Raw genomic sequence first — 16,624 nt, 5'->3', positions numbered from 1 at the left:
GACGCAATCGTTGCTGCCGAGCCGGAACCGGTTGAATACGTTCGCGTCTGCGACGCCTACGGCACCGGCTACTTCTATATCCCGGGCACGGAAACCTGCCTGAAGATCGAAGGTTACATCCGTTTCCAGGTTAACGTTGGCTCGAACGTCGGCGGTGACAACGACTCTGACTGGGATGCAGTTACCCGTGGTCAGGTTCAGTTCACCGCCAAGAGCGACACCGAGTACGGTCCGCTCACCGGCGTGATCGTTCTCCAGGCCAATGCCGACAACGCAACGAACCAGGACACGATCCTCGACTCCGCTTACCTTGACGTCGCTGGCTTCCGCGCTGGTCTCTTCTACTCCTGGTGGGACGATGGTCTCTCCGGCGAAACCGACGACATCGGTTCTGTCGTAACGCTGCATAACTCGATCCGTTATCAGTACGAAACCGGTACCTTCTACGCTGGTCTCAGCGTCGACGAACTGGAAGATGGCGTCTATCAGGGTGACGTGGATCCGGTCACCGGCCTCCTCGTTCCGAACGATGGCCCGAACAATGTCGGCGTTGCCTTCGGCATCGGCGGCACGGCTGGTGCCTTCAGCTACCAGGTTACCGGCGGCTGGGACTTCGACAACGAAGACGGCGCAATCCGCGCAATGGGTACGGTTGAAGTTGGTCCGGGCACGCTCGGCCTCGCTGCTGTCTACTCCAGCGGCCCGAACTCCTACTACTCGACGGCTGAATGGGCAGTTGCTGCCGAATACGCCATCAAGGCCACGGACAAGCTGAAGATCACTCCTGGTGTTCAGTACTACGGCAACTACATCGGCGGTGCCAGCGCGTTCGACACCGTTCCGGATGACTTCGACGGTACCGGCGACGCCTGGAAGGTCGGTCTGACGGTTGATTACCAGATCGTCGACAACTTCTACGCCAAGGCTTCTATCCAGTACCTGGATCCGGAAGATAGCGACGACTTCACGACGGGTTACTTCCGTCTGCAGCGTTCGTTCTAATCTGAACATTGAAGACCCCGGGATCGCATCCTGGGGTTTTTCATCACAGGCTTCTGCTTTGGTGACCTCCAATTCAGAAGAAGGAGGTCGGTTCGGTTCCCTGCCGGATCGGCCTCACCCATCGATACAGAATTCCACTCCTGTAGATGGTTCTCGCTCGCCCTCAGCCGAGGGCGAGCCTTTTCCTTGACGGGAACGTCCAACGGACGAGATCTTTGTCGGCGGCTGAAGACCTGAAGTCTCAGTCGCCGATTTCCTTTGAGAAAAAATTGCAGCCGGTAGGCGCAACAGTGTCTGGTCGCCGGTCAGAATCCCGGCCGCTTCCATACTCCGCGGCGAGATCGCCGCGCGCTCAGACTATATTCAGTGGTATCAACTGACGCAGTCTCGGATCCCGCAGATAAAGGCCGCCCCAGGTGGCAGCCCCGATAAGCAAGCTTACGATCTGGGGCGGCGTAAAAAATTCGCCCAGACGGAAGTGCGTGCAAATGGCGCCGCCGAGAAAACCGGTCACCAGTATCGCACCAAGGAAAGCTGTTTTCGGAACAGCATAAAGGATCGCGCAGATCGCGATAATCATGCCAAGCACCGGGGCGAGGTTGACGGGGAAACCGGTTGCTTCCATTTCCGCCTGTATGAAATCAGGTGCAAAAAGGTTGGTGGCCGCATCAGCAAGAAGCAAAACTACAACCAGTGCTGACAGAATTCGCCCAATCCAGATCGACATTATCGCTGCCTCTTCAATTGCCGGTCACAACCTGCCTTATGGAGTGGTCTGGATGTTGTCAATTCGGCAGCAACCTCGCAATCAGGGATTTGGTCCTCAGCGTTCGATCACGTCTACAGTTCCAAACGTTACGTTGATGATTGCCGCCTACGCAGTCGGTGCCATCCGTGGCAACTATTTCTCTCTCGCCGAAGCAAAGACGACGCTGGCATCGCTGACGATTTCCACATGCGAATAGGCTGCCTTTGCAGCGGCTGCACCATCTGCCCGCATGATCGCAGTCACAATCATGTCGTGCTCATCATAGGATTTGGCAAGCCGACCCGGCAGCCGGAACTGCGCGCGGCGGAAAGGCGCAAGCCGGGCCCGGCTCTGGGTTACCAGCTCATAGATGTGCTCATTATGCGCACCGCGATAGAGCCGCGTGTGGAACTCGGTATTGTGAACAGCATAATCCTCTTCCGCACCCTGATGCACGAGGCGAGCAGAAGCGCGATGGTCGATTTCCAGCATGCGCCGCTCGTCAACCGTCATCCGCTCGGCGGCTAGACGCGCGCAGACTCCTTCCAACTCCGCCATCGCCTCAAACATCGAGTGCAGATAGGTTTCGGTCACGTTGGTGACGACGGCGCTGCGGTTCGGCTCGCGATCGACGAGCCCCATGGCGCCGAGTTCGCGAAGCGCCTCGCGCACCGGCGTGCGCGACACTTCGAAACGGGCCGCCAGCGAGATTTCGTCAAGCTTGTCGCCAGGCAGCATCCGCCCGGTCACGATCATATCAGCAATTGCCCGCACCATCTGCTCGACGGTCGTTCCTGCTCGGATGATCTCTCTGCGCCTGACCTGCTTCAAGGAATGATTCTGTCCGTTAAATGCATGCATACACATGCATCGTTGGTGCCGCAAAGTCAAATATAGCAACAAACCATTGTTTTAACAAAGAAAAACAACAGATTGTGTGCGGATATACACGAGGTAAAAAAATCTGATGCTGAAATTAGCTGATTTTATAGACTCTGCATAGTTTTTGATCTTGTATGACTAAAAATTGCATACACTTTTTACGGTGCCTTGTGATCCTCCGAAGACATCCAATGAATTCAATAGAATAAAATCTGGCATGGTCATTGCATACACTTTCCCGTAACCAATTGAACCGGCGAAACCGCCGCAAGGGGAGCATTCCGATGACCAAACTCCTTTCCATGAACCGCCGCCATTTCCTTCAAGTATCTGCAGCCACCGCCCTGGTCGGCGCAGCCCCCGGTCTCCTTTCCTCGCGCGCTCTTGCGCAGACGGCCCTGACCGTCGGCTTCATCTATGTCGGCCCGAAGGACGACTATGGCTACAACCAGGCACATGCCGAAGGTGCCGCGGTCGTCAAGGCACTGCCGGGAATCACCGTCGTCGAAGAAGAGAATGTGCCCGAGACTGTTGACGTCCAGAAGACGATGGAATCGATGATCAATCTCGATGGCGCGACCCTGCTCTTCCCGACCTCCTTCGGCTATTTCGACCCGCATATGCTGGCGATGGCCGCTAAGTACCCGGATATCCAGTTCCGCCATTGCGGCGGCCTCTGGCAGGAAGGCAAGAACCCGGCCAATACCGGCTCCTATTTCGGCTACATCTTCCAGGGCCAGTATCTGAACGGCATCGCCGCCGGCCACGCGACGAAGAGCAAGAAGATCGGCTTTGTTGCCGCCAAGCCTATCCCGCAGGTTCTGCAGAACATCAACGCTTTCCTGCTCGGCGCCCGCACCGTCGATCCGACCATCACCTGCCAGGTGATCTTCACCGGGGAGTGGTCGCTCGCCGTCAAGGAAGCAGAAGCCACCAATGCACTGATCGATCAGGGCGCCGATGTTATCACCTGCCACGTCGACAGCCCGAAGGTCGTCGTCGAGACCGCTGCCGGCCGCAGTGCCTTCGTCTGCGGCTATCACGCCAACCAGAGCCCGCTTGCCCCCGAAAAGTACCTCACCGGTGCGGAATGGGCCTGGGGCAATGTCTATAGCGATTTCGTCAAGAAGGCTCAGGCCGGCGAAAAGCTCGGCAATTTCGTACGCGGCGGCCTGAAGGACGGTTTCGTCAAGATGAGCGCGCTCGGACCCGGCGTTTCCGAGGCAGGCCGTAAGGCCTTCGAAGCGACCCACGCCGAGATGATGAAGGGCGGTTTCTCGGTCTTCAAGGGTCCGCTGAAGGACAATAAGGGCAATTCCGTCGTGACCGCCGACAAGAGCTATGCCGAAGACGCGATCGAGCTCGAGAGCATGAACTATCTGGTCGAGGGTGTCGTCGGGTCCACGGCGTAAGCCGAAAAGGGAGAAGCGCCATGACTGTCCAGGCCAATGATCCCGCAATATCAGTCGCTTCCGAAAAACCGGCGTCGTTGCGTCCCATTCTCGAATGGATCGCACGACACGCCGAACCTGTCGTCATCGGCCTTGCGGCCATCCTGATCGGTCTTGCGCTCTTCTCCCTGTTCATCCTGGCGATTGGAAAATCGCCAGCGATGCTTTTCCAGCTCATGTATACCGGCGGCTTCGGCAGCTGGTTTTCGGTGCAAAACAGCTTAAGCCGTGCCGCACCCCTTCTCCTGACGGCACTCTGCGTCGCCCTGCCCGCCCGTCTCGGCCTCGTCATCATCGGCGGGGAAGGGGCGGTCGTGCTGGGCGGCGTTGCTGCCGCGGCCATGGCCATGCCGCTTGCCGGTTCAGCGCCTGTATTCCTGACCCTCATTCTCATGGGCATTGCCGCCATGGTGGTCGGCGGGATCTGGATCGGCCTAGCCGGTTTCCTGCGCCACTATCGCGGGGTCAACGAGACAATCTCCTCGCTGCTTCTTTCCTACATCGCTATCGCCCTGATGAACCAGTTCGTCGAAGGGACGCTACGTGATCCCGCCAGCCTCAACAAGCCTTCCACCAAGCCGCTGCCGGCAGAATACATGCTCGGCAACATTCCTGGCATGGACGTGCATTGGGGCCTCGTCATCGGCATCGTCGCCTGCATCCTCTCTTGGATCTTGATCGAAGTGACGAGCTACGGTTTTGCGGCCCGCATCGCCGGCGGCAATGTGCGCGCCGCGCAGATCCAGGGTCTTCCAGTCGGCAGGCTGATCGTCGGCTTCACGGCAATCGCCGGCAGTTTTGCGGGGCTTGCCGGCATGGTGGAAGTCGCCGCGGTGCAAGGCAGTGCTAATGCCTCACTTGCCGCGGGCTACGGCTATACCGGTATCCTCGTCGCCTTCCTCGCTCGTCACTATCCACTGGCAATCATCCCGGTCGCGATCCTGCTCGGCGGCATCGATGCTTCCGGCGGCCTCATCCAGCGCCGCATGGGCCTGCCTGATGCCACCGTTCTGGTGCTGCAGGGCACGCTCTTCATCGTCATCCTCTTCTGCGAGACCTTTTACGGCCGCTTCAAGATCTTCAATCCCGACCTCTGGAAAAGGAGCCTCTGATGGAAGAGACAGGCATCGGAATATGGGGCGTGCCTCTCGGCATCCTCGCAGGCGCAATCCGCGTTTCCACGCCCTTCATCTTCGTCAGCCTCGGCGAGACGATCACCGAGCGCTCCGGCCGCATCAATCTCGGGCTTGAAGGCACGCTGGTCTTCGGTGCGATGACAGCTTATGCCGTCGCGGTCATGACCAATTCACCGTGGCTCGGGGTACTCGCGGCAATGGCGACGGGCGCCGTCTTCGGTCTCGTCCATGGCTGGATCTGCAAATGGCCGAAGGTCAACGATATCGCCATCGGTATCGCCATGATGCAGTTCGGGCTCGGCCTTGCCTTCTTCCTCGGCAAACCTTTCATCCAGCCGGCAGCGCCGCATCTGCCGGCAATTCCACTGGGTTTCTGGTCCAGCATGCCTCAGATCCAGGCAGCGCTGAACATCAATGTGCTCTTCCTGCTCGGCGCGGCACTCGCCTTCATACTCTGGTGGGCCTTCAAGAATACCCGCGTCGGCCTGATCCTGCGCGTCGTCGGCGACAGCACCGATGCGGCGCGTGCCATGGGTATCAATCCGGATCGTGTGCGCCTGCTCGCAACGGCCGTCGGCGGTTCGCTGGCGGCAATCGGCGGCGCCTATCTGTCGCTCTATTATCCGGGCTCCTGGAACGAGGGCATTTCTTCCGGCCAGGGCCTGATGGCTGTGGCGCTCGTCATCTTCGCCCGCTGGAACCCGATCGGCTGCTTCCTCGCCGCCCTGCTGTTTGGCGGCGCCGGCGCGCTAGGCCCGGCACTGCAATCGGTCGGCGTCACACAGGGTTACTACCTTTTTTATGCCGCTCCTTATGTGCTGACCCTGGTCATCATGATCGCGACATCCTCACCGACACGTTCGCTCGCCGGCGCACCCGGCGCGCTTTCCCTGACGAAATGAGCCCGAGAGAAATAAGCACGAAAGGAGCCAAGCCATGAACGGTCTCGGCGGATTGAACAAATCGGAGCATGGTGTCGGTATCGGTCTCGTCCAGCTGCAGCTTCCGGTCACCGTGACAAGGGAAGACCTTGCGCGCCAGACGCAGGTCATCGTCGATCTCGTCGGCAAGGCGCGGCGCAATCAGCCGGGCATGGATCTGGTCGTCTTTCCGGAATATGCCCTGCATGGCCTGTCGATGGATATCAATCCGGAGATCATGTGCACGCTCGACGGGTCGGAGGTCGCAGCCTTCAAAAAGGCTTGCAAGGAGAATGCGATCTGGGGCTGCTTCTCGATCATGGAGCTGAACCCCGAGGGCATGCCCTATAATTCCGGCATCGTCATCGACGACAAGGGCGAGCTGAAGCTCTATTACCGCAAGATGCACCCCTGGGTGCCTGTCGAACCGTGGGAGCCCGGCAATTTCGGCATTCCCGTCATCGACGGGCCGAAGGGCGCAAAGCTCGCGCTCATTATCTGCCATGACGGCATGTTCCCGGAGATGGCGCGTGAATGCGCTTATAAGGGCGCGGAAATCATGATCCGCACGGCCGGCTACACGGCACCGATCCGCGAAAGCTGGAAATTCACCAACCAGTCGAACGCCTTCTGCAATCTCATGGTCACGGCGAGCGTCTGCATGTGCGGCTCTGACGGCACCTTCGACTCGATGGGCGAAGGCATGATCTGCAATTTCGACGGCTCGATCATCGCCCATGGCACCTCCGGGCGCGTCAACGAAATCATCACCGCCGAAGTCCGCCCCGATCTCGTGCGCGAAGCCCGCCTCGGCTGGGGCGTCGAAAACAACATCTACCAGTTCGGTCATCGCGGCTATGTGGCTGTGGCCGGCGGCGCTGATGATGCGCCCTATTCCTACATGCACGACCTCATCGCCGGCAAATACCGCCTTCCTTGGGAAGATCAGGTGAAGGTCACGGATGGCACATCCTGCGGCTTCGACAAGCCGGTACGCCGCTACGGCGAAACATTCAAACTCGCGGGTGAATAGGAGAAGAAGACGATGGACGCCATGGTCGAAACCAAAGGACATTATATCGACGCCGATCCCTATGCCTGGCCCTATAATGGCGCCCTGCGGCCGGACAATACCGCGCTCATCATCATCGACATGCAGACAGATTTCTGCGGCAAGGGCGGCTATGTCGATCACATGGGCTACGACCTCTCGCTGGTGCAGGCGCCGATCGAGCCGATCAAGAAGGTCCTGGCCGCCATGCGGGCCAAGGGCTACCACATCATCCACACCCGCGAAGGCCATCGCCCTGATCTTGCCGACCTGCCGGCCAACAAGCTCTGGCGCTCACAGCGCATCGGCGCCGGTATCGGCGATCCGGGCCCGTGCGGGCGCATCCTGACCCGCGGCGAACCCGGCTGGGACATCATTCCGGAACTCTACCCCATCGAAGGCGAGACGATCATCGACAAGCCCGGCAAGGGCTCCTTCTGTGCCACCGACCTGGAGCTAATCCTCAACCAGAAGCGCATCGAGAATATCATCCTGACCGGCATCACCACCGACGTCTGCGTTTCCACCACCATGCGCGAGGCAAACGACCGCGGCTATGAATGCCTGCTTCTGGAAGATTGCTGCGGCGCGACCGACTACGGCAATCATCTTGCCGCGATCAAGATGGTGAAGATGCAGGGCGGCGTCTTCGGCTCCGTCTCCAATTCTGAAACGCTTGTGAGCCAACTGCCATGAGTACGGTCCGCGACACCCCCCTCCCGCAAGCGGGTAAAGCCGTCGGCATCGACACGATCGACATGACGATGCGCTTCGGCAGTTTTACCGCGCTCGACCACGTATCGATCAAGGTACCTTCGGGCAGCTTTCACGCGCTGCTCGGCGAGAACGGCGCCGGCAAATCGACGCTCGTCAAATGCATCATGGGTTTCTACCACGCCACATCGGGCGCGCTTTCCGTCGATGGCCGCGAAGTGGCGATCGCCTCACCGAAGGACGCCGCGACCTATGGGCTCGGCATGGTCTACCAGCACTTCACGCTGGTCCCCTCGCTGACGGGTGCCGAAAACCTTGTCATCAACCGCGCCGAAGTGCCTGCCATCATTAACTGGGCGAAGGAGCGCAAGGATCTCGCTGCCTTCATGGAGCGCATGCCCTTCAAGATCCCGCTCGACCGGCCGGTGAGTGAACTTGCCGCCGGCGAAAAGCAGAAGCTTGAGATCGTCAAGCAGCTTTACCTCGGCCGCTCCTTCCTGGTTCTCGATGAGCCGACCTCGGTGCTGACGCCTGCCGAGGCAGACGAGATGCTCGGCCTCGTGCGCGCCATGACCGAGCGCGGCGAACTGACCGTGCTGATGATCTCCCACAAATTCCACGAGGTCACAAAATTTGCCGATGCCGTCTCCATCCTGCGGCGCGGTAAGCTGGTCGGCACCGGCAAGGTGGGCGAACTCTCCACCGCCGACATGGCGGCGATGATGATCGGCGACGTCAAACTGGCCGAACTCGACACCCGCGTTCCGATTTCCGAAAGCGCGAAACCCGTGCTGACGGTCGAGCAGGTCAAGGCGCCGGACCGTTCAGGTCTCAAGACCATCGAGATCGACAATCTCACTGTTCGCTCCGGCGAGATCGTCGGTATTGCCGGCATATCGGGCAATGGCCAAAAGGAACTGACGGAAATCCTCGCCGGCCAACGACCGACGGATACCGGCCGCGTCAGTGTCAAAGGCGAGACCTATGGCGCGACGCGCCCGGAAACCCGCAAGAACAATGTCCGCTTCATCCCCGAGGAGCCCCTGCAAAATGCCTGCGCCCCGCGCATGACGGTCAGCGAAAACCTCGCCTTCCGCACCTTCGATCTGAGGGCCGACGGCAAAGATGCAATCTGGCTGAACAAGGGCAAGATGAAGAAGCGCGCCACGGATCTGATTTCCGATTTCAAGGTGAAGACGGCCTCCTCCTCCTCACCGATCGCGGCGCTTTCGGGCGGCAATGTGCAGCGTGCCGTGCTCGCCCGCGAACTGACGGGCGAGGTCGATCTGCTGATCGTCTCCAACCCCTGTTTCGGCCTCGATTTCTCGGCCGTCGCCGAGATCCGTGCCCGCATCATGAAGGCCCGCAATTCCGGTACGGCCGTACTGCTGCTTTCCGAAGACCTTGATGAGCTGCTCGAAATGTCCGACCGCATCATGGTGATTTCCGAAGGCAAGCTGGTTTACGAGACACCGGCACGCTCAGCCGATATCGGCGTCATCGGCGCACATATGGCAGGACATCACTGATGGCGGAGATCAAGGCAGAACCCTTCGACTTCCCGGCGAAACATGACCAACTGGCCCTCATCGTCATCGACATGCAGCGTGATTTCGCCGAGCCTGGCGGCTTTGGCGCCAGCCTTGGCAATGATGTCAGCCGCATTACCAGGATCGTGCCCGACGTCAAACGCCTCATCCAGGGCTTCCGCAATGCCGGCCTGCCGGTGATCCACACGATGGAATGTCACAGGTCCGACCTCTCGGACCTGCCGCCGGCAAAACGCGACCGCGGCAACCCGACGCTCCGGATCGGTGATGAAGGCCCAATGGGCCGCATCCTCATCTCGGGAGAACCCGGCACGGCGATCCTGCCGGAACTTGCGCCGCTCAAGGGCGAAGTGGTCATCGAAAAGCCTGGCAAGGGTGCCTTCTACGCCACCGAGCTCGGCGATGTTCTGCAGCGGAGGGGCATCAAGCAGCTCGTCTTTGCCGGCGTCACAACCGAAGTCTGCGTCCAGACGACCATGCGCGAGGCGAACGACCGCGGCTACGAATGCCTGCTCGCCGAGGAGGCGACGGAAAGCTACTTTCCCGAATTCAAGGCGGCCGCCATCGCCATGATCCGCGCCCAGGGCGCGATCGTCGGCTGGACGGCGCATGTCGACGACATCCTGGAGAGCATCGCCCATGCCTGAGACCACCCGCGAACTCTTGACTTCAGACGGCTGGAAGACACTTGAATTCGGCCCTTTCCGCGATGAAGTGACGATCCATTGGATCCGTCCTTTCGACGGCGACCAGCCGGGCGTAGCGCTGTTGAAATATGAAGCCGGCGCCAGCGTTCCCCGTCATCGGCATGAAGGACTGGAAACCATCCTCGTCCTCGACGGTGTGCAATCGGACGAAGCGGGCGACTACGGCCGCGGCAGCTATATCGTCAATGCGCCGGGCACCGAACATTCTGTCTGGAGTGATACCGGCTGCGTGGTGCTGATCCAATGGGACAGGCCGGTGAAAATACTGGGAGAGGAAGCAGCGTAAATTCGACAGTACCTGCTTCGTCAACCCAACGACTGAGCGAGGCTGGCTGACCGGCTAGCCTCGTGTTCAGGACTTCCTCAGGCCGATTGGACGGCCTTGATACGGTCGAGGCCACCGACGACGGAGGCGAAATCGTCCCAGACGCCTTGAGCGCCCTTCTGCCATTCATCGAAGGCTTCCGGCTTCAACAGCTTGCCGCCGTTCTTCAACGAAACTTCGACTGATGCAGCCTCGTCATCGACGATGAGCTGATTGAAGTGGGCTGCGCCTTCCGTGGATGCCTGCTGGAAAACGGCCTTCTGCTCTTCGTTCAAACCGCCCCAGAAGGTCGAAGAATAATAGATGATGCCCGACGCCCAGATGTGGCCGGTCTCGGTCATGTAGGGCACGACCTCATAGAGCTTGAAGCCGGCATAGGCTGATTTGGTGAGGTCCATGGCGTCGGCGACGCCCGTTGCCAGTGCATTATAGGTCTCGGTGATCGGAATACCGATCGGCGTCGTGCCGAAGGCGCTCCAGAGCTTGGTGTGTAGCGGGCTGTGGATGACGCGGATACGCTTGCCCTTCAGCTGTTCCGGGCGCGTCACCGGTTCCTTGGTCAGCAGATGACGGGCGCCATAATTGATGAAATCGCCGACGACGAAATTCTGCGCCTGCAGCTTGCCTTTAAGCTCAGTGCCGATATCGCCGCTGACGGTGCGGCGTACATGCTCGGCATCGCGGAACAGGAAGGGAAGATCGAGGATCTGCAGTTCCGGCGCCCAGCCGGAGAGCGAAGAGACCGTCGACAGGCTGGCATGGATGGAGCCGAGGCGAACGCCTTCTGCCACTTCCTTTTCACCACCGAGTGCACCGTTTTTGACGATGTTGAACTTGAACTGGCCCGGCAGCTTGGCTTCGACCAGCTCGCTGATCTTTACCCAGATTTTCGTCTCCGGCTTATCGTCGCCGAGCAGCGAGGCGATCGTGATCGTCGTCGTGCGGGCCGCCGCCGTGCGAACGAAGGCCGGGGCGGCAAGGGCAGTGCCGGCGATCGCAGCGGTCTTCAGGAAATTGCGTCGGTTGAAGTTGTCCATGAATAAGGTCCTGTCGGTTAGAAGATGATCGCCCATGCGCAAAGGATTGCGAGGGAAACGAGAAGAGCAAGCAGATAGGGAACGACCGCCTTGAAGAGGGCGGAAGCTGGAATGCGGGTCACGCCGCTGACGACGAAGATCAGCATGCCGAGTGGCGGCGTCAGTCCGTGGATCATCAGGTTGACGACGATGATGACGCCGAAATGAATGGGATCGATGCCAGCGGCGACGGCGGCAGGCAGCAGGATCGGTCCAAAGAGCAGGATCGCAGCGCCGATATCGAGAACGAGGCCAACGACCAGCAGAATGATGTTGGACAGCAGGATGACAGCGAGCGCACTGCCGCCGAGCACCGTCGTCAGGTGTGAGATCAGACCTGAGACATCATCGACAGCAAGCAGGAAGGCAAAGGGGCCGGCTGTGCCGATCAGAAGGCCGATAGCGGCGGCCTCGACCGCCGCCTGGCGGAATGCGGCGTAAAGCGAGAGGACGCCAAGCCGCGCGCCGATGCCGAGCAGGAAGGTGTAGAAGGCGGCAAGGGCCGCGGCCTCCGTCGTCGTGACGATGCCGATGCGAATGCCGACCACGACGATGACGCCGAGACCGAAGGCGGGGATCGCCTGGACGGCCGACTGCCAGCGCTGCGCCGGTGTAGCTCGGGGCAGCGGCGCCTGATCGCGGACCGTCAGATGGATGGCGACCGCAAGACAGATGGCCATCAGGCCACCGGCAAAGAAGCCGCCGACCAGCAGGGAGCCAACCGAAAGATTGGTGGCGGTCGCCAGGATCAGGAAGGCGATCGACGGCGGAATGACATTGTCGAGCACCGAGGTCGCTGCAATGATCGCCGCGGCCTTCGCCGGCGGGTAACCGTGGCGGACGAGCTCCGGCTGAAAGGTGGATGCGCCGAAGGCCGCATTGGCAACCGAGGAGCCGGAGGCACCGGAAAAGAGCACGCTGGTGAGCAGCGTCGTTTGGGCGAGACCAGCACGGCGGTGGCCGACCATGGCGGCGGCGAAACGCACGAGCTGGTTGGCGACGCCAGATGCCGTCAGCAGCCCGCCGGCAAGCAGGAAAAAGGGAATGGCAAGCAGCAGAAATTTCGAAATGCCGGTGACGGTCGACGACACGATCGCCGGTTCCGGCAAGCTGCTGCCGAAGGCGATCACCACATAGGCGGCGGCCAGGAAGGCATGCGGCAAGGGTGCTGCAAGCACGAGGCCGATCGCGGCGATGAGACCAAGGAAGATGCTGGGCGGCCAGTCGAGTTCCACGGAGACGAAGGGAATGCCGGCATAGAGTGCGGCACCGATAGCGACGGAAAGGAAGACCGGCAAAGCCTTTCCTTCGGCAATACGTTGCAGCAGAAGGACGACGAGGATCAGCGCGCCGCCGGCGCCGAGAAAGCCGAAGCGGATCCATTCCGGCACGCCGAGCGTCGGGGATGTACCACCGAGCATGGTCATGATCTCGCTGCCTCCGAAACTCAGGATCAGGCCGGAAAGCACGGTGAATACATCGGCGGCCACCTGCGTTGCCGGGTAAAGGCGCTCCGGCATCATCTTGACGAAGACGTCGAGACGCATGGCAAGCGCGCTGTTGAGACTGAGTGGCGCGCCGAGCGCGATCAGCAACACATGCAGCCAGATGCCGAGATCTTCAGCGCCGATGAAGCCGGCGGCGAAGAAATAACGCATGCAAACCGTGACCAGCACCATGACGAGCAGCACGGCAAGCACCGACGCGGCGGCAACGCCAAGGACGCCTTCGATCGCCTTGAGGATGCGGGCTGCAAGCCCGTCGCCTGTCGTCTCTTGTTCGGCTGGATGGAATTCACTTGCTGCCACTGAACTTGCTTTCTTGCCGGAGGGTCAGGCGCTCTTGACGGTGGAAAGGTCGCGATCGAAGAGCGTCGACCAGGTGTAGTTGCGCGCCTTCGACACTTCCCTTCTGACATCAAGACGCGGCAGAACCTTTTCGCCGAAACGATAAGCTTCCTCAAGCAGCGGCATGCCGGAAAGAATAAAGGTTTCGACGCCAGCCTTCTGATAAGCTTCGAGCGTGCGCAGCACCGTATCGGGCGAGCCGACGATTGCCGTGCCGGGACCGGGCCGCACCAGGCCGATGCCGGCCCAGAGATTGGGAGCGACTTCAAGATCGCGCAGGTTGTCCGGCTTCAGGCCACCATGCAGCGCCGTCATGCGCTGCTGGCCGACAGAATCGCTGCGGGCAACGAAGCGTTGGTTGGCGGCAATTGCCGCCTCATCCATGCGGCCATAGAGATCAGCGGCGGCTTCCCACGCCTTCTCGTCCGTGTCACGCACGATCACGTAGAGGCGAATGCCATATTCGAGCTCGCGTTCGTAATGGGCAGCACGTGCCTTCACGGCCTCGACCTTACCCTTGATCTGCTCGGGCGTCTCACCCCAGGAGAGATAGGTATCGACGTGTTTTGCGGCGACATCGAGCGCCTTGTCGGAGGAGCCGCCGAACCAGAGTGGCGGAGGGGCAATGCTTTCGCCGACCGGAAGGGCGAGCTTGGCGCCGTCAGTAGAGAAATACTTGCCCTGATAGGTGACGCTCTCGCCGGCGAAGAGCCGATGCCAGAGCTGCAGATATTCGTCCGCCATGTCGTAACGTTCGTCATGCGGCAGCATCATGCCATAGGCGCAGAGCATTTTGGCATCGCCTGAGACGACGTTGATCAGCAGGCGGTCGCGAGCAAATTCCTGAAAGGTCGCGGCCATTTTGGCCAGCAGCGTCGGTGCGACGAGGCCCGGATGGATAGCGACGAGGAAACGCAGCCGCTCGGTATAGGAAAGCAGTGCACTTGCCAGCACCCAGACATCGTGAGCGCCGGTCGCAAAGAGTGCGCCTGTATAACCAAGATGGTCATAGGCCTGGGCGAGCTGCTTATAATAGCCGTAATCGACCTGACGCGAGCCTTCCGGCTGCCACGGATAGGCGCCGTCAGGCGCACACATATACCAGAAGACGTTCATCCCGGCTCCTCACTCCGTTGCTTCCAGCGGTCCGCCAATGGCGACCGTGCGATCAAAATGGCCATGGCGGAAGAGCGTGTCGGCTTCTTCCTGCTGCTCGGCCAGCACTGCCCCATCAATCGGCACCACCGACAGATCGCGTGAGCGCACTACCCTCTCCCAAGCCTCGGCGTCGGTACCGCTATGGTCGTTTTCCGCCAGAAGATGAGCTGCCCTTACAGGATCGGCGGCGATCTGGCCGCCGACACGGGCAAGCTCCGAGGCAATACCGGCGATTTCGCTTGGGGAAAGTCCAATGCGCGCAAGGCTCCAGAAGAGCGACCGGTTGGGAATGGTGGCGCCACAGCGAACGATGAGACGAAGATCCGGCCGGCCGATCGCCTTCTCCAGCCGCGGCGACATGGCAACCCAGGCATCGACCCTGCCCTCCAGCAGTTCCGTCAGGGAATCCCGCGTGCCGCTTTCGATACGCTCGACGTCACCAAGCGCAAGATCCTCGCCCTCCAGGCTGCGAGCGAGCAGATAGGTGTGAAACGAACCATCGATCAGGGAGATCTTTCGACCGGCAAGATCGGCTACCGAGCCGATATCACTGTCGGCGCGCACGAAGATCGCGCCATTGGCAGGCCGCGGCGCCGATGCGGCGACATATTCGATATGGAGGCCACGCGCATCCGCCTCGATCGGCGGCGTCGAGCCGGTTCCGCCGAAATGAATCGCGCCGCTTTCCAGCAGCGAGGCCGTGTCCCGGCCTTCACCATAGGGAACGAAGATCGGATCGAGTCCGGCAAAGGCACCCGGCCATACTCTTGCGAGCCGCAAGTGGAGATTGTTGGGATGAACACCGATTCTCATCTTCATTCCGGTCATGGATTATCATCGCAATCAATCTACTTTTTTATAAATTGAAAGCGAGGAAACCGGTCCCGGAGACCAACGGGAAACCAGATCAAAAACCTATTAAATCTACCAATAATAAAATCTTTTATCGCAAGCGCGCTTCCAGAGAGATCGAGCATTGAAATCTCCGAGCACTCACTTTACTTTTTTGTAGAACAAAAGAGGTGGCCATGACCAAGCCCGTATCATCGAGGGTCTGCCGCAGTGTCGGCGAGGCGAGCGAGCTTCTGAAGTTGGTCGCCAATGCGAACCGGCTAGCAATCGTCTGTTATCTAATGGAAACGGAAGCATCGGTGTCCGCGCTGGAAGACGAACTCGGCATCCGACAGCCGACGCTTTCACAACAACTTGCGGAATTGCGCGAGGCAAACGTCATCGAAGGGCGCCGCGACGGCAAGGCGATCGTCTATCGTGTCGTCGATCCGAGGATTGAGACCATCGTCCACGCGCTGCGGGACATGTTCTCCGGCCTCGACGACGTCACCGGCCGTTTCGGCATGGCAAAGCTGCCGGTCGAAGAAGTGATGTTCGACTGACCGCTCCTATGATCGACTTCTATACCTGGATCACGCCGAACGGCCTGAAGATATCGATCGCGCTTGAGGAATTCGGGCTTCTCTATAAAGCCCACACGATCGATATCACCAAAGGCGATCAGTTTTCCGCCGACTATGTGGCGATTAATCCGGGCAGCAAAATCCCAGCCATCGTCGATCACGAAACCGGTATTACACTCGCCGAATCCGGAGCCATTCTTCTCTATCTCGCCGAAAAGACAGGACGGTTTCTGCCGCGTGAGGGTGCGGCCCGCCATCACACAATCGAATGGCTGATGTGGCAAATGGGCGGCTTTGGGCCGACGCTCGGCCATGCCCATTATTTCCTGACCTACAATCAAGGTCGTGCGCCCTTCGCCGAGGAGCTTTTCCGTAAGGATACGATAAGGCTCTATGAAACACTTGATGCAAGACTTGAGGGCCGGGAGTACCTTGTCGGCGACTATTCCATCGCCGACATGGCCGTCTGGCCCTGGGTTTCGCGTTTTCTGCGTCACAAGATCGACCTCAGCGACTTCCCGAATGTCCGTCGCTGGTATCTGCAGCTTGCCGCCCGGCCGCAGGTGAAGCGCGGCTACGGAGTGCCACATTTCACCACCCCGGTTCCGCTGCCGCCAGGTGTCTAATCATTGGTTTCGGATA

Annotated in this window: 17 protein-coding genes; 11 read left to right on the top strand and 6 right to left on the bottom strand. The window is 60.1% G+C overall.

Translation table 11 applies throughout. The features are described 5' to 3' along the window. The coding region (locus PMI11_RS33945) for a porin (protein WP_007826678.1) at nucleotides 1-1,002 on the top strand (1,002 nt) is incomplete at its 5' end. Nucleotides 1,003-1,354: 352 nt separating this feature from the next. Here the strand turns inward: PMI11_RS33945 and PMI11_RS33940 are convergent. Both PMI11_RS33940 and PMI11_RS33935 read right to left on the bottom strand, forming a co-directional pair. Beyond that, nucleotides 1,355-1,729 carry a DoxX family protein gene (locus tag PMI11_RS33940; RefSeq protein ID WP_007826676.1) on the bottom strand — a complete coding sequence of 125 codons (375 nt, stop codon included), beginning with the start codon at nucleotides 1,727-1,729 and terminating at the stop codon, nucleotides 1,355-1,357. A gap of 174 nt (nucleotides 1,730-1,903) precedes the next feature. After that, nucleotides 1,904-2,611 carry a GntR family transcriptional regulator gene (locus PMI11_RS33935; protein ID WP_037072647.1) on the bottom strand — a complete coding sequence of 236 codons (708 nt, stop codon included), beginning with the start codon at nucleotides 2,609-2,611 and terminating at the stop codon, nucleotides 1,904-1,906. Between the two features lie 305 nt (nucleotides 2,612-2,916). Here PMI11_RS33935 and PMI11_RS33930 point away from each other — a divergent pair, with 305 nt between their 5' ends. From PMI11_RS33930 to PMI11_RS33895, 8 genes are read left to right on the top strand one after another with little or no spacing between them, the layout of a single operon-like run. Beyond that, nucleotides 2,917-4,044, top strand: coding sequence for a BMP family ABC transporter substrate-binding protein (locus PMI11_RS33930; protein ID WP_007826671.1), 1,128 nt, complete (start codon nucleotides 2,917-2,919; stop codon nucleotides 4,042-4,044). A 20-nt stretch (nucleotides 4,045-4,064) separates the two neighbouring features. Then, complete coding sequence (locus PMI11_RS33925; RefSeq protein WP_007826669.1) at nucleotides 4,065-5,195, top strand: ABC transporter permease; 1,131 nt, start codon at nucleotides 4,065-4,067, stop codon at nucleotides 5,193-5,195. Continuing rightward, nucleotides 5,195-6,121, top strand: a complete 927-nt coding sequence (locus PMI11_RS33920) for an ABC transporter permease (RefSeq protein WP_007826667.1) — start codon at nucleotides 5,195-5,197, stop codon at nucleotides 6,119-6,121. The genes PMI11_RS33925 and PMI11_RS33920 overlap by 1 nt, the downstream gene beginning before the upstream one ends. Before the next feature lie 34 nt (nucleotides 6,122-6,155). Continuing rightward, nucleotides 6,156-7,172, top strand: a complete 1,017-nt coding sequence (locus PMI11_RS33915; RefSeq protein WP_007826665.1) for a formamidase — start codon at nucleotides 6,156-6,158, stop codon at nucleotides 7,170-7,172. A 12-nt stretch (nucleotides 7,173-7,184) separates the two neighbouring features. Further along, on the top strand, nucleotides 7,185-7,886 hold the full coding sequence (locus tag PMI11_RS33910; RefSeq protein ID WP_007826663.1) for a biuret amidohydrolase: 702 nt from the start codon (nucleotides 7,185-7,187) through the stop codon (nucleotides 7,884-7,886). Further along, the gene (locus tag PMI11_RS33905) at nucleotides 7,883-9,433 is read left to right on the top strand and encodes an ABC transporter ATP-binding protein (protein WP_007826661.1); all 1,551 of its coding nucleotides are present in this window, start codon (nucleotides 7,883-7,885) and stop codon (nucleotides 9,431-9,433) included. Before PMI11_RS33910 ends, PMI11_RS33905 begins: the two co-directional genes overlap by 4 nt. After that, the gene (locus PMI11_RS33900) at nucleotides 9,433-10,101 is read left to right on the top strand and encodes a cysteine hydrolase family protein (RefSeq protein ID WP_007826659.1); all 669 of its coding nucleotides are present in this window, start codon (nucleotides 9,433-9,435) and stop codon (nucleotides 10,099-10,101) included. The genes PMI11_RS33905 and PMI11_RS33900 overlap by 1 nt, the downstream gene beginning before the upstream one ends. Next, nucleotides 10,094-10,447 carry a cupin domain-containing protein gene (locus tag PMI11_RS33895; protein WP_007826658.1) on the top strand — a complete coding sequence of 118 codons (354 nt, stop codon included), beginning with the start codon at nucleotides 10,094-10,096 and terminating at the stop codon, nucleotides 10,445-10,447. The genes PMI11_RS33900 and PMI11_RS33895 overlap by 8 nt, the downstream gene beginning before the upstream one ends. A gap of 77 nt (nucleotides 10,448-10,524) precedes the next feature. Here the strand turns inward: PMI11_RS33895 and PMI11_RS33890 are convergent, their stop codons facing one another. From PMI11_RS33890 to PMI11_RS33875, 4 genes are read right to left on the bottom strand one after another with little or no spacing between them, the layout of a single operon-like run. Continuing rightward, on the bottom strand, nucleotides 10,525-11,523 hold the full coding sequence (locus tag PMI11_RS33890; RefSeq protein WP_007826657.1) for a TRAP transporter substrate-binding protein: 999 nt from the start codon (nucleotides 11,521-11,523) through the stop codon (nucleotides 10,525-10,527). A 17-nt stretch (nucleotides 11,524-11,540) separates the two neighbouring features. Further along, the gene (locus PMI11_RS33885) at nucleotides 11,541-13,370 is read right to left on the bottom strand and encodes a TRAP transporter large permease (protein WP_007826656.1); all 1,830 of its coding nucleotides are present in this window, start codon (nucleotides 13,368-13,370) and stop codon (nucleotides 11,541-11,543) included. Nucleotides 13,371-13,394: 24 nt separating this feature from the next. Next, a complete protein-coding gene (locus PMI11_RS33880) occupies nucleotides 13,395-14,525 on the bottom strand; it encodes an LLM class flavin-dependent oxidoreductase (protein ID WP_007826649.1) in 1,131 nt (376 codons plus the stop codon). A gap of 9 nt (nucleotides 14,526-14,534) precedes the next feature. Then, the gene (locus tag PMI11_RS33875) at nucleotides 14,535-15,380 is read right to left on the bottom strand and encodes an ABC transporter substrate-binding protein (protein WP_007826648.1); all 846 of its coding nucleotides are present in this window, start codon (nucleotides 15,378-15,380) and stop codon (nucleotides 14,535-14,537) included. 215 nt (nucleotides 15,381-15,595) lie between these two features. Here PMI11_RS33875 and PMI11_RS33870 point away from each other — a divergent pair, with 215 nt between their 5' ends. Both PMI11_RS33870 and PMI11_RS33865 read left to right on the top strand, forming a co-directional pair. Beyond that, entirely contained in the window at nucleotides 15,596-15,961 is a 366-nt protein-coding gene (locus tag PMI11_RS33870; protein WP_007826647.1) for an ArsR/SmtB family transcription factor, read from the top strand. An 8-nt stretch (nucleotides 15,962-15,969) separates the two neighbouring features. Then, nucleotides 15,970-16,608, top strand: coding sequence for a glutathione binding-like protein (locus tag PMI11_RS33865; protein WP_007826645.1), 639 nt, complete (start codon nucleotides 15,970-15,972; stop codon nucleotides 16,606-16,608). Nucleotides 16,609-16,624 lie beyond the last annotated feature (16 nt).

This window comes from Rhizobium sp. CF142, from assembly GCF_000281145.1.
In the GTDB taxonomy this organism is placed as follows: Bacteria; Pseudomonadota; Alphaproteobacteria; order Rhizobiales; family Rhizobiaceae; genus Rhizobium.
This window is presented reverse-complemented; position numbering and strand designations above follow the sequence as displayed.

Coding starts and splice junctions, on each gene's coding strand:
- PMI11_RS33870 (WP_007826647.1), top strand. CDS start 15,596: ATGACCAAGCCCGTATCATCGAGGGTCTGCCGCAGTGTCGGCGAGGCG.
- PMI11_RS33875 (WP_007826648.1), bottom strand. CDS start 15,380: ATGAGAATCGGTGTTCATCCCAACAATCTCCACTTGCGGCTCGCAAGA.
- PMI11_RS33930 (WP_007826671.1), top strand. CDS start 2,917: ATGACCAAACTCCTTTCCATGAACCGCCGCCATTTCCTTCAAGTATCT.
- PMI11_RS33925 (WP_007826669.1), top strand. CDS start 4,065: ATGACTGTCCAGGCCAATGATCCCGCAATATCAGTCGCTTCCGAAAAA.
- PMI11_RS33915 (WP_007826665.1), top strand. CDS start 6,156: ATGAACGGTCTCGGCGGATTGAACAAATCGGAGCATGGTGTCGGTATC.
- PMI11_RS33865 (WP_007826645.1), top strand. CDS start 15,970: ATGATCGACTTCTATACCTGGATCACGCCGAACGGCCTGAAGATATCG.
- PMI11_RS33890 (WP_007826657.1), bottom strand. CDS start 11,523: ATGGACAACTTCAACCGACGCAATTTCCTGAAGACCGCTGCGATCGCC.
- PMI11_RS33900 (WP_007826659.1), top strand. CDS start 9,433: ATGGCGGAGATCAAGGCAGAACCCTTCGACTTCCCGGCGAAACATGAC.
- PMI11_RS33895 (WP_007826658.1), top strand. CDS start 10,094: ATGCCTGAGACCACCCGCGAACTCTTGACTTCAGACGGCTGGAAGACA.
- PMI11_RS33940 (WP_007826676.1), bottom strand. CDS start 1,729: ATGTCGATCTGGATTGGGCGAATTCTGTCAGCACTGGTTGTAGTTTTG.
- PMI11_RS33910 (WP_007826663.1), top strand. CDS start 7,185: ATGGACGCCATGGTCGAAACCAAAGGACATTATATCGACGCCGATCCC.
- PMI11_RS33880 (WP_007826649.1), bottom strand. CDS start 14,525: ATGAACGTCTTCTGGTATATGTGTGCGCCTGACGGCGCCTATCCGTGG.
- PMI11_RS33905 (WP_007826661.1), top strand. CDS start 7,883: ATGAGTACGGTCCGCGACACCCCCCTCCCGCAAGCGGGTAAAGCCGTC.
- PMI11_RS33935 (WP_037072647.1), bottom strand. CDS start 2,611: ATGCATGCATTTAACGGACAGAATCATTCCTTGAAGCAGGTCAGGCGC.
- PMI11_RS33920 (WP_007826667.1), top strand. CDS start 5,195: ATGGAAGAGACAGGCATCGGAATATGGGGCGTGCCTCTCGGCATCCTC.